Annotated in this window: 14 protein-coding genes; 1 reads left to right on the top strand and 13 read right to left on the bottom strand. The window is 69.7% G+C overall.

The annotated features are described in order from the left end of the window. Positions 1-10: 10 nt before the first annotated feature. The gene (locus tag O3597_RS00835) at positions 11-616 is read right to left on the bottom strand and encodes a methyltransferase (RefSeq protein WP_164447874.1); all 606 of its coding nucleotides are present in this window, start codon (positions 614-616) and stop codon (positions 11-13) included. A 128-nt stretch (positions 617-744) separates the two neighbouring features. Here O3597_RS00835 and O3597_RS00830 point away from each other — a divergent pair, with 128 nt between their 5' ends. Further along, on the top strand, positions 745-1,848 hold the full coding sequence (locus tag O3597_RS00830) for a hypothetical protein (protein ID WP_281603003.1): 1,104 nt from the start codon (positions 745-747) through the stop codon (positions 1,846-1,848). A gap of 31 nt (positions 1,849-1,879) precedes the next feature. Here O3597_RS00830 and truA read toward each other — a convergent pair whose 3' ends face one another. From truA to secY, 12 genes are all read right to left on the bottom strand, one after another. Continuing rightward, the gene (truA, locus tag O3597_RS00825; RefSeq protein ID WP_281603002.1) at positions 1,880-2,710 is read right to left on the bottom strand and encodes a tRNA pseudouridine(38-40) synthase TruA; all 831 of its coding nucleotides are present in this window, start codon (positions 2,708-2,710) and stop codon (positions 1,880-1,882) included. Positions 2,711-2,799: 89 nt separating this feature from the next. Continuing rightward, entirely contained in the window at positions 2,800-3,360 is a 561-nt protein-coding gene (gene rplQ, locus O3597_RS00820; RefSeq protein WP_164447877.1) for a 50S ribosomal protein L17, read from the bottom strand. A 34-nt stretch (positions 3,361-3,394) separates the two neighbouring features. Further along, positions 3,395-4,417: a DNA-directed RNA polymerase subunit alpha gene (locus tag O3597_RS00815; RefSeq protein WP_013735931.1), complete on the bottom strand. Its 1,023-nt coding sequence runs from the start codon at positions 4,415-4,417 to the stop codon at positions 3,395-3,397. Between the two features lie 96 nt (positions 4,418-4,513). Further along, on the bottom strand, positions 4,514-5,140 hold the full coding sequence (gene rpsD / locus O3597_RS00810; protein ID WP_093403633.1) for a 30S ribosomal protein S4: 627 nt from the start codon (positions 5,138-5,140) through the stop codon (positions 4,514-4,516). A 16-nt stretch (positions 5,141-5,156) separates the two neighbouring features. Beyond that, the gene (gene rpsK, locus O3597_RS00805; protein WP_013288613.1) at positions 5,157-5,564 is read right to left on the bottom strand and encodes a 30S ribosomal protein S11; all 408 of its coding nucleotides are present in this window, start codon (positions 5,562-5,564) and stop codon (positions 5,157-5,159) included. A 119-nt stretch (positions 5,565-5,683) separates the two neighbouring features. Continuing rightward, complete coding sequence (rpsM, locus tag O3597_RS00800; RefSeq protein WP_093403631.1) at positions 5,684-6,064, bottom strand: 30S ribosomal protein S13; 381 nt, start codon at positions 6,062-6,064, stop codon at positions 5,684-5,686. 214 nt (positions 6,065-6,278) lie between these two features. After that, on the bottom strand, positions 6,279-6,392 hold the full coding sequence (rpmJ, locus tag O3597_RS00795) for a 50S ribosomal protein L36 (RefSeq protein WP_012184307.1): 114 nt from the start codon (positions 6,390-6,392) through the stop codon (positions 6,279-6,281). Positions 6,393-6,483: 91 nt separating this feature from the next. Then, a complete protein-coding gene (gene infA / locus O3597_RS00790; protein ID WP_007073013.1) occupies positions 6,484-6,705 on the bottom strand; it encodes a translation initiation factor IF-1 in 222 nt (73 codons plus the stop codon). Positions 6,706-6,934: 229 nt separating this feature from the next. Continuing rightward, complete coding sequence (locus tag O3597_RS00785) at positions 6,935-7,486, bottom strand: DUF1707 domain-containing protein (protein ID WP_281603001.1); 552 nt, start codon at positions 7,484-7,486, stop codon at positions 6,935-6,937. Between the two features lie 85 nt (positions 7,487-7,571). Then, the gene (gene map, locus O3597_RS00780; RefSeq protein WP_164447878.1) at positions 7,572-8,423 is read right to left on the bottom strand and encodes a type I methionyl aminopeptidase; all 852 of its coding nucleotides are present in this window, start codon (positions 8,421-8,423) and stop codon (positions 7,572-7,574) included. Positions 8,424-8,511: 88 nt separating this feature from the next. Then, the gene (locus O3597_RS00775; RefSeq protein ID WP_164447879.1) at positions 8,512-9,165 is read right to left on the bottom strand and encodes an adenylate kinase; all 654 of its coding nucleotides are present in this window, start codon (positions 9,163-9,165) and stop codon (positions 8,512-8,514) included. Then, positions 9,166-10,488: a preprotein translocase subunit SecY gene (secY, locus tag O3597_RS00770; RefSeq protein WP_281603000.1), complete on the bottom strand. Its 1,323-nt coding sequence runs from the start codon at positions 10,486-10,488 to the stop codon at positions 9,166-9,168. It abuts the gene before it with no gap. Positions 10,489-10,615: the final 127 nt, after the last annotated feature.

The raw sequence follows: 10,615 nt of genomic DNA, 5'->3' as shown, positions 1-10,615 counted from the left end.
GATTACCCGGTCAGCGGGTGACGCGCAACACCCGGAACCCCTTCTGACTGGCCTGTCGAGCCACCTGCCACCCCTGCTCGACCAGCCAGCGCTGCAACGAGTCACCGCCGAGGTGGCGGGCCACCACGAGCCAGGCCACCCCGTCCGGGGCGAGCCGGGGCAGCCAGCGCAACAGCATCTGGTGCAGCTCGTCCTTGCCGATCCGGATCGGCGGGTTGGACCAGATCTGCGCGAAACGGAGGTCGGCGGGCACCTCCTCGGGTGCGCTCACCCGTACCCGGTCGGACAGACCGAGCCGGGCGGCGTTCTCGGCCGTCAGCAGCCGGGCCCGCTCGTTCACGTCCACCGCCCAGGTCGTCGCCGTCACCGCGACCGTGGCGAGCACGCAGGTGATCGGGCCGAACCCGCAGCCGAGATCGAGCAGATCGCCGGCTGCCGCGGCATCCGGCAGGTCGGCCTTGCGCAGCAGCACCGCGGTGCCCGGGTCGAGGCGGGTGGCCGAGAAGACTCCGGCCGCGGAGGCCAGGGTGTAGTCGCGGCCGGCAACGGTGAACTGCACCTCACGCGTCTGGGCGGGCGCGTTCGGCTGGGCGGCGAAGTAGTGGTCCCCGGTCACGCGGCACATTCTCGCACCGAGTGCCGACCGGGCCGAAGGTGCGGCGGTCGCGGTGGCTCCGACACGTTCGTCCAGCACTTTTCCGCAAAATACCTACTAAAGGGATAAACATCCCTACTCTGGACGACATGGTGTATCGGTACGACTCCGATGAGGACGCATACGTCCCCTACCGGGACGACGAGCCTGAGGACGTTGCGCCCCGGCCCGGACCGCCGCCCCCGGCCGGGCCGTCCCCGTCGCGCTTCCCCACCCCGTCGCTGGCCCGGCCGAACCAGATCATGGTGCCGTCGTCGGCACCGCAACGCGAGGCGTTCCCCGCCACGCAGCAGGAGCCGCCACCACGGTACGACGCGGCACCGGTGGCACCCGACGACGCGGTGCCTGTCGGCGTGGCGGCGGCACCGCCGGAGACCGGCACCACGACTGTCGTGCCGCCGCCCCGCCGGGGCGGCGGTCGCACCTGGCAGGTGCTGGTCGGTGGTGCCGCGGCGCTGGTGCTGCTCGGTCTCTGCGGGCTCACCGCCGCGACCCTGCTGGACGGTCGGACCCTGATCGGTCAGCAGGCCGCGCCCAGCGCCGGACCGGACACCACCCGCGGCACGGTGCCCGCCGAGGCGAGCGACCTCGACTCCCGGGACACCGACCAGGCGCCGCTCACCGCCCGCGAGGTCTTCCCCGCCAGCACGCTGGCCGTCGGCGACGGCGAGAACGGCTACGAGGTGCTCCGCACCCAGTCCAGCGCCAGTTGCGCGGTGGCCGCCACCGGGGAGGTCTCGGACCTGCTGGTCCGGCTCGGCTGCAACCAGGTCGTCCGGGCCACCCTCCGCGCACCGGACGGCGACCACCTGGTCACCACGGGACTGTTCAACCTCACCGACCGGTCCAGCGCCGAGCGGGCCCGGGACCGGATCCGCCAACTGCTCGACGAGCGGCAGGGCCGCTTCCGCGGCATGTCGGCGGGGGACGGCACCGAGGTCGTCGCCACCGCACCGGCCCGGGTCGGCTGGCAGGTACGCGGTCACTACATCGCCTACGCGGTGGTCGCCCGCACCGACGGCGCCACCATCCGCTCCGGTGACACCGGGGTCCGCGAGATCCTGTTCGACATGCTCGAACAGCACCTCAACCAGGGTGTGCTGGAGCGGCGGGCCGAAGGCGGAACGGCCAGCCAGCCGACCGAGGAACCCGCCGACGACACCGGCAGCCAGGACGAGTCCACCGAGGACTGACCGGCCGCCGACGGCAGGCGCGGTCGGCGGCTCAACTGTCGGCGGGTACCCGTAGCCGTCGGGTCGCCTCGGCCCGGCGCGCGTACTCGGCGGGATCGTCCGGGTAGCCGACCGCCACCAGGGTCAGCCCGTGCGCCGGTGCCACGGTCACCTCGCTGGCCCGCTCCCGACGGGTCAGCAGGTCGGCCGGCCACCGGACCGGTCGGCGACCGTCGCCGGCGACCAGCATGGCGCCGACCAGGCTACGGACCATCGCCTGACAGAACGCGTCGGCCTGCACGGTGGCGACCAGGATCCCGTCGACGTCCCGCCGCCAGTCCATCCTGGTCACCTCCCGCAACGTGGTGGCGTTCTCCTTGCGCCGGCAGTACGCGGCGAAGTCGTGCTCCCCCACCAGGCCGGCCGCCGCGGCGGCGAGCCGGTCGAGGTCGAGCGCCCGGGGCCAGGCCAGGGTCTCGTGCCGGCGCAGCGGGTCACCACCCCACGGCGCGTCGGTCACCCGGTACTCGTAGCGGCGGAAGGTCGCCGAGAAACGGGCGTCGAAGCTGGCCGGCACCGCACCCATCGCCCGGACCCGCACATCGGTCGGCAGCAGCCGGGCCAACCGGCGCAGCAGCCGCCCCTCGTGCATCCGCCAGACGTCGACGGGCAGGTCCAGGTGACAGACCTGCCCGCTGGCGTGCACCCCCGCGTCGGTGCGGCCGGCGACGGTCAGGCCGGCCGCGACACCGGCGCCGAGCACCAGATCCAGCGCCTCGACAAGCACTCCCGCGACCGTACGCCGCCCCGGCTGGGCGGCCCAGCCGGAGAAGGCCGTGCCGTCGTACGCGACGTCCAGTCGCACCCGGGTGCGCTCGTCCACGTGGTACCTCCTCGACGAATCGGGCCCGGCACCCCCGTGGGGATGCCGGGCCCGACAACGGCCTCAGGGCCTGTTTCAACCGGCCTTGGTCAGGCCTTGCCTTCCTCGATGGCCAGGTCGCTGTCCTCGCGGGCAGCGGCGGTGTCACCGGAGGCCGACTGCGGCGGCTCGGCGTCCTGGTCGGCCGACCGGGTCGCGGGGGCCTCGTCGGCCGGAGCCAGCGCCTCGACCTTGTCCTGCTGGGCGGCCTTACGACCGGCGGTCTTCTTGTTCGCCTTCGGCTCGGCGACCTGAAGCTCCTCGACCAGCTCGATGATCGCCATCGGCGCGGCGTCGCCCTTGCGCGGACCGGTCTTCACGATCCGGGTGTAGCCGCCGTTGCGGTTGGCGTACCGCGGCGCGATCTGGTCGAACAGGGCGTAGACCACGTCCTTGTCCTTGACCACGGTCAGCACCCGGCGGCGCGACGCGAGGTCGCCCCGCTTGGCCTTGGTGATCAGCTGCTCGGCGAGCGGACGCAGCCGCCGGGCCTTGGTCTCGGTGGTCTGGATCTTGCCGTGCTGGAACAGCGCGGTGGCCAGGTTGGCCAGCATCAGCCGCTCGTGCGCGGGGCTGCCGCCGAGGCGGGGGCCCTTGGTGGGCGTGGGCATGCTTGGTGCTCCTCAGGTGTGGCGGCAGCGCGGACTAGAGCTGCTCGGTCTCGCGGTAGTCGTCGGTGTCGTAATCGGCCTCGCCGAAGGCGTCCACGACGTGCGCCGGGTCGAAGTTCGGAGCCGAGTCCTTCAGCCCGAGACCCATCCCGGCGAGCTTCATCTTGACCTCGTCGATCGACTTCTGACCGAAGTTCCTTATGTCGAGGAGGTCGGCCTCGGTACGCCCGATGAGCTCACCAACGGAGTTGATGCCCTCGCGCTTGAGGCAGTTGTAGGAGCGGACGGTCAGGTCCAGCTCCTCGATCGGCAGGGCCAGGTCCGCCGCCAGCTGCGCGTCCTGCGGTGACGGGCCGATGTCGATGCCCTCGGCGGTCTCGTCCAGCTCACGGGCCAGCCCGAACAGCTCCACCAGCGTCGAACCGGCCGAGGCCAGTGCGGTACGCGGCCCCATGGACGGCTTGGTCTCGACATCGATGATCAGCCGGTCGAAGTCCGTCCGCTGCTCGACCCGGGTCGCCTCGACGCGGTAGGTCACCTTGAGCACCGGGGAGTAGATCGAGTCGACCGGGATCCGGCCGATCTCCGCGCCCGCCTGCTTGTTCTGCGCCGCCGTGACGTAGCCACGACCCCGCTCGACGGTCAGCTCCATGTCGAGCCGGCCCTTGCCGTTGAGGGTGGCCAGCTTCAGGTCCGGGTTGTGCACCGACACACCGGCCGGCGGCTGGATGTCACCCGCGGTCACGTCGCCCGGGCCCTGCTTCCGCAGGTACATGCTGACCGGCTCGTCGTGCTCGGAGCTGACGCAGAGCTCCTTGATGTTCATGACGAGCTCGACCACGTCCTCCTTGACCCCGGGGATGGTGGTGAACTCGTGCAGCACACCGTCGATCTTGATCGAGGTGACGGCCGCACCCGGGATGGACGACAGCAGCGTACGCCGCAGCGAGTTGCCCAGGGTGTAGCCGAAGCCCGGCTCCAGCGGCTCGATGGTGAACCGGGACCGGGTCTCGTTGATCGACTCCTCGGAGAGGGTCGGTCGCTGGCTGATGAGCATGTCTTCTCTTCTCTTCCGGGGCGCCCGCCATATGACGCCCGCGACACAAACTGTTCCGGTGGCCCGCCCGGCCGGGCGGGCCACCGCAACGAGCTCTTACTTGGAGTAGAGCTCGACGATCAGCTGCTCCTGGACCTGGGTGTCGATCACCTGTCGGGCCGGGAGCGAGTGCACCAGGACCTTCATCTGGCTCGGGATCGCCTCCAACCACGCCGGAACGGTCTTGGAGCCGGCCTCGGCCTGGGCCACGATGAACGGGGTGAGCTCCTTGCTCTTGCCCCGGACCTCGATGATGTCGTGCTCCTTGACGCGGTACGACGGGATGTCGACCTTCTTGCCGTTCACCGTGAAGTGACCGTGCTTGACCAGCTGACGGGCCATGTCCCGGGACTTGGCGTAGCCGGCCCGGTAGACCACGTTGTCCAGCCGCGACTCGAGGATCTGCAGCAGCACCTCGCCGGTCTTGGCCTTCTTGCTCACGGCTTCCTCGTAGTAGCCGCGGAACTGCTTCTCCAGCACGCCGTACACGCGACGGGCCTTCTGCTTCTCACGGAGCTGGAGCAGGTACTCCGTCTCCTTCGTGCGGCCGCGGCCGTGCTGCCCGGGTGGGAACGGCCGGGACTCGAACGGGCACTTCGGACCATCGCACTTGCTGCCCTTGAGGAACAGCTTCATCTTCTCCCGCCGGCAGCGGCGGCAGTCGGCACCGGTGTAACGAGCCATCTTCTCTCTCTACCTCTCAGACCCGACGACGCTTCGGCGGACGGCACCCGTTGTGCGGCTGCGGGGTGACGTCGGAGATCTGCCCGACCTCGAGGCCCACGGCCTGCAGCGAACGGATGGCGGTCTCCCGGCCGGAGCCGGGGCCCTTGACGAACACGTCGACCTTGCGCATGCCGTGCTCCATGGCCCGACGCGCGGCGGCCTCGGCGGCCAGCTGCGCGGCGAACGGAGTCGACTTGCGGGAGCCCTTGAAGCCCACCTGGCCGGACGAGGCCCAGGAGATGACGGCACCAGTCGGATCGGTGATCGAGACGATGGTGTTGTTGAAGGTGCTCTTGATATGCGCCTGCCCGTGGGCGACGTTCTTGCGTTCCTTGCGCCGGACCTTCTTGACAGCGGCCCCGGCACGAGCCTTCGGTGGCATAAGTCTGTGCGCTCCTGAATGGGTTCTGGCTTCTCGCCCCGTTGATTTCGTAGACACCGGTTCCGGTAGGAGTCCGGCCTACCTCGACGGAGAACGACCAGAATTCCGGTTTAAAGAAACTACTTCTTGCCGGGCTTCTTCTTGCCGGCGACGGTCCGCTTCGGGCCCTTGCGGGTCCGGGCGTTGGTCTTGGTCCGCTGGCCACGCACGGGCAGGCCCCGGCGGTGCCGGATGCCGGCGTAGCAGCCGATCTCGACCTTGCGGCGGATGTCAGCGGCGACCTCGCGGCGCAGGTCGCCTTCAACCTTGTAGTTGGCCTCGATGTGGTTGCGGAGCTGGACCAGCTCCTCGTCCGTGAGGTCCCGGACGCGCTTGTCCGGCGAGATGCCGGTGGCGCTGAGCGTCTCCAGGGCGCGGGTGCGACCCACGCCGAAGATGTAGGTGAGCGCGATCTCCATCCGCTTCTCGCGGGGAAGGTCGACGCCGACTAGACGTGCCATGTGCGGGCGTACTCCTCGTGGTGTGCTGGCGAAGGTGTGGACCCGTCCCACCCCGCTACCGGCCGTCCCTGTCCCTCCGGCACCGATGGCACCGGCGACCGGGATCGGTCGCTGCCCGAGCGGGCCCCGGCCTTCGACCGGGGGTCAACCACGATTGAGTACGCGCTGCGCACCGCTCGCGGCTGGGACGAGCATGTGTGATGTGTGGGCTGGTTCAGCCCTGGCGCTGCTTGTGGCGCGGGTCGGTGCAGATGACCATGACCCGGCCGTGCCGGCGGATCACCCGGCACTTGTTGCAGATCCTCTTGACGCTCGGCTTGACCTTCACGGTTGCCTTACTTCCCATCTGGCCCGGCGTCGCGAGGCGCGACACCGGACGTCGAAGACGGACACGGGACGTTTCCCGGCCGCCGTCAGGCTTACTTGTAGCGGTAGACGATGCGCCCGCGGGTCAGGTCGTACGGCGAGAGCTCGACGACGACCCGATCCTCCGGCAGGATGCGGATGTAGTGCTGCCGCATCTTGCCGCTGATGTGAGCCAGCACCTTGTGGCCGTTGGCGAGCTCCACCCGGAACATGGCGTTCGGCAGGGGCTCGATGACCCGACCTTCGATCTCGATGGCTCCGTCTTTTTTCGGCATGTCCTCCGCTGTCCTGACGTCGGTTGCTCCGGACGGCCCACAACGTCTTACACGGGTGCTTGACCAAGATCAGGCTTCCCGCGCCAGCCGCGGCTCCGCGACCCACCGAAGCGCTGGTGGGCATGGCGGAGTGGACGCTGCGCGCCGATCAGAAAGTGTACGCCCGCCTGCACGCCGTCGCCAAACCGACCGGCCACCTGGGCTCGACCGGGTCCAGGAAACCGGACGTTCAGCCCACATCGCCCCGGTCGGGATCTCGGCCGACAGCCTTACGCTCACGCTTGAGCGCCCGCTTCTCCGCCTTCCGCCGCCGGCGGCGCTCCCGCTCAGCCGCCCACCGCGCGGGCTCACCGCCGGCCAGCCCGGTGACGGTACGCACCAGCACGACCGCGCCCCACGGACCCGCGACCCAGCCCGGCCAGAAGTAGAGGGCGTCCCGGGCCGCCAGTGAGGTGACGGCCCAGACGACCACCACGATCCCGACCACCTTGAGCCAGGGTTCCCAGATCTCGGCCAGCCAGCGCGCGGTCAGCCCGCGTCCGGTCTCGGCCGGCACCGGGACGTCCGCGCCCCGAGGCTTCGGCAGCGCCGCACCGGGGGGCGCCGGCAGGTCACCGACGAGGGCGTCCAGTTCGGCGTACGTGCGGGCGGCATAGGCCCGCTGCAACCGGTCGTCGTACTCGTGCAGGTCGAGTCGGCCCTCGTCGAGGGCGACCCGGAGGCGGTCGGCGACGGCCTGCCGGTCGGAGTCCGCTGCCCGCATGGCGTCCCGCTCGTCCATGCCGGCAAGCATGCCACCGCCCGGCCAGCGCCGCCCTGTCGGCAGTCGCGCTGCGGCAGTCACGGCACCGACGCCGCTGCTTCCGTCAGGCGGTCGACGTGGTGCTCGGCTGGCGAGCGGTGACCAGGTCACCCAGGCGGGCCCGGCCGCCGTCGAACGCGGTGAGCACCCACACCCCGTCGGGCAGCAGGGCCATGCTGTGCTCGACGTGCGCGGCACGGGAGCCGTCGCGGGTGACCACGGTCCAGCCGTCGGCGAGCTCCGCGGTACGCGGCGAACCCATCGTGATCATCGGCTCGATGGCCAGCGCCAGCCCCGGCACCAACCGGGGCCCCTTGCCCGGCCGGCCGTGGTTGAGCACGTGTGGATCCTGGTGCATCTCGGTGCCGATGCCGTGGCCGCCGTAGCCGTCGACGATGCCGTAACGCCCCGCCTTGCGTACCGCGCGCTCCACCGCGTGCGAGATGTCGGTCAGCCGGCCCTTGCCGCTGGCGGCACCGCGCGCGGCCGCGGCGATGCCCGCCCACATCGCGTCCTCGGCGACCTCGGCCATCCGCAGCAGCGCCGGGTCGACCTCGCCCACGCCGACCGTGATCGCCGCATCGCCGTGCCATCCGTCGAGCACCGCGCCGCAGTCGATCGAGATCAGGTCACCCTCGGCGAGGACCTGGTCCGGCGCCGGGATCGCGTGCACGATCTGCTCGTTCACCGAGGAGCAGATCGACGCCGGGAACCCGTGGTAGCCCTTGAACGACGGAACCGCTCCCGCCCCACGAATCGTCGTCTCGGCGATCGCGTCCAGGTCGGCGGTGCTCACGCCGGGAGCAACCGCCTCCCGCATCCGGCGAAGCGCCTCCGCGACCACGAGGCCGGCGGCACGCATCTTCTCGATCTGCTCAGGGGTCTTCAGCTGGATGTCCAGCTGGGGACGACGCATGGAGGCGCTACCTTTCGTTGCCGAAACAGCGGGGTACGACCCGCGTACCCCGCTGTCAGCACTCTATCCGGCCGGCAGCCGGCCGACCTCAGCCCCCGTACGAGCGAAGGGCGTCTATGGCGCGGACGGTGACGTCCTCCACCGGGCCGGTGGCGTCGATGCCGACCAGCTTGCCCTGCGCACCGTAGTAGTCCACGAGCGGCGCGGTCTTCTCGGCGTACTCCCGCAGCCGCGCGGCGATGGTCTCCGGCTTGTCGTCGTCCCGCTGGAACAGCTCCGCACCGCATCGGTCGCAGATGCCTTCCCGGCTGGTCGGATCGAACTCGACGTGCCAGATCTTGCCGCAACCCCGGCAGGTGCGCCGGCCGGAGAGCCGCCGGATCACCTCGTCGTCGTCGACGACCAGCTCGAGCACGATGTCCAGCGCGGTTCCGAGATCGGCGAGGAGCTTGTCCAGTGCGGCGGCCTGCGGGGTGGTCCGGGGAAACCCGTCGAGCAGGAAACCCTCGGCGGCGTCGGGCTCAGCGAGTCGGTCGCGCACCATGTTGATGGTGACCTCGTCCGGCACCAGCTTGCCGGCGTCCATGTACCGCTTGGCCTCGACGCCGAGCGGGGTGCCCTGGGACACGTTGGCCCGGAAGATGTCGCCGGTCGAGATCTTCGGCACGGACAGGTGCGCGGCGATGAACTCCGCCTGTGTGCCCTTGCCCGCACCCGGCGGGCCCACCAGAACCAGTCTCATCTACCGCAGGAACCCTTCGTAGTTCCGCTGCATCAGTTGACTCTCGATCTGCTTGCTCGTCTCCAGAGCAACGCCGACCATGATCAGCACAGCGGTACCACCGAACGGGAAGTTGAGGTACTGCTGCCGGTCGAGCCAGATGAAGAAGAAGTTCGGCAGGATCGAGATGATCGCGAGGTACAGCGCACCCGGCAGGGTGATGCGGCTGAGGATGAAGTCCAGGTAGTCGGCGGTCGGCTTGCCGGGACGGATGCCCGGCACGAAGCCGCCGTACTTCTTCATGTTGTCCGCGACCTCGGTCGGGTTGAACGTGATCGAGACGTAGAAGTACGTGAAGAAGATGATCAGCAGGAAGTAGACCGCGATGTAGATCGGGCTGGTCGGGTCGACCAGGTTGTTCTGGATCCACGCCTGGGTCTTGCCCGGGTCGTTCTGGTCGAAGAACTGCAACGCCAGCTGCGGCAGGTAGAGCAGCGAGGAACCGAAGATGACCGGGATCACACCCGCCTGGTTGACCTTGAGCGGGATGTAGGTCGAGGTGCCGCCGTACATCCGCCGGCCGATCATGCGCTTGGCGTACTGCACCGGGATGCGGCGCTGCGCCTGCTCGATGAAGGTGACCGCGGTGATGACCACCAGCACCAGGGCGATGACGAGCAGGAACTTCCACCAGCCCTGGCTCTCCTTGATCCGCCAGCCCTCGCTGGGCAGCCGGGCCGCGATCGAGGTGAAGATCAGGACGGACATGCCGTTGCCGACGCCGCGGTCGGTGATCAGCTCACCGAGCCACATGACCATGCCGGTGCCGGCGGTCATCGTCATCACCAGGATGGACAGGGTCAGCCAGTCCGGGATGCCGGTGCCGGTCGGGATGATCTCCTCGTTGCACTGGTTGTTGAACAGCTGCCCGGAGCGGGCCAGCGCCACGAAGGCCGAGGCCTGGAGGACACCCAGCCCCAGCGTCAGGTAGCGGGTGTACTGGGTGATCTTCGCCTGGCCGGCCTGGCCCTCCTTGCGGAGCTGCTCCAGCCGGGGAATGACCACCGTCAGCAGCTGCAGGATGATCGACGCGGTGATGTAGGGCATGATGCCCAGCGCGAAGATCGACAGCTGCAGCAGCGCGCCGCCGGAGAAGAGGTCGAGCAGGTTCAGTACCCCAGTGGAGCCCTCGGTGGACTCCAGGCACTTCTGCACGTTGCCGTACGAGACGCCTGGGCTGGGCACCGTGGCGCCGAGCCGGTAGATCGCGATGATGCCGACTGTGAACAGCAGCTTCTTGCGCAGGTCAGGCGTACGGAACGCACTGAGAAAGGCGGACAGCAACTTCTTCCTCCTGCGCGAGGCGGGCCGCCGGTCGTCCCTGGCGGGTCGGGGTGGGTTCCGGGCAAGTGCCCGATATCCATGGCTGGGAAGGGACTCTAACAGCCCGATCCCCGTCCGGGCAGATGTG

Origin of the sequence: Verrucosispora sp. WMMA2044, from assembly GCF_027497155.1 — a bacterium.
Taxonomy (GTDB): domain Bacteria; phylum Actinomycetota; class Actinomycetes; order Mycobacteriales; family Micromonosporaceae; genus Micromonospora; species Micromonospora palythoicola.
Note: the sequence above shows the minus strand (reverse complement) of the source record. Positions and strands in the feature narration are given on the sequence as shown.

Excerpts from the sequence above, each read along its gene's own strand:
- infA (WP_007073013.1), bottom strand. The coding sequence starts at position 6,705 with ATGCCGAAAAAAGACGGAGCCATCGAGATCGAAGGTCGGGTCATCGAG.
- O3597_RS00785 (WP_281603001.1), bottom strand. The coding sequence starts at position 7,486 with ATGGACGAGCGGGACGCCATGCGGGCAGCGGACTCCGACCGGCAGGCC.
- O3597_RS00775 (WP_164447879.1), bottom strand. The coding sequence starts at position 9,165 with ATGAGACTGGTTCTGGTGGGCCCGCCGGGTGCGGGCAAGGGCACACAG.
- O3597_RS00830 (WP_281603003.1), top strand. The coding sequence starts at position 745 with ATGGTGTATCGGTACGACTCCGATGAGGACGCATACGTCCCCTACCGG.
- rpsD (WP_093403633.1), bottom strand. The coding sequence starts at position 5,140 with ATGGCTCGTTACACCGGTGCCGACTGCCGCCGCTGCCGGCGGGAGAAG.
- rpsM (WP_093403631.1), bottom strand. The coding sequence starts at position 6,064 with ATGGCACGTCTAGTCGGCGTCGACCTTCCCCGCGAGAAGCGGATGGAG.
- O3597_RS00815 (WP_013735931.1), bottom strand. The coding sequence starts at position 4,417 with ATGCTCATCAGCCAGCGACCGACCCTCTCCGAGGAGTCGATCAACGAG.
- rpsK (WP_013288613.1), bottom strand. The coding sequence starts at position 5,564 with ATGCCACCGAAGGCTCGTGCCGGGGCCGCTGTCAAGAAGGTCCGGCGC.
- rplQ (WP_164447877.1), bottom strand. The coding sequence starts at position 3,360 with ATGCCCACGCCCACCAAGGGCCCCCGCCTCGGCGGCAGCCCCGCGCAC.
- map (WP_164447878.1), bottom strand. The coding sequence starts at position 8,423 with ATGCGTCGTCCCCAGCTGGACATCCAGCTGAAGACCCCTGAGCAGATC.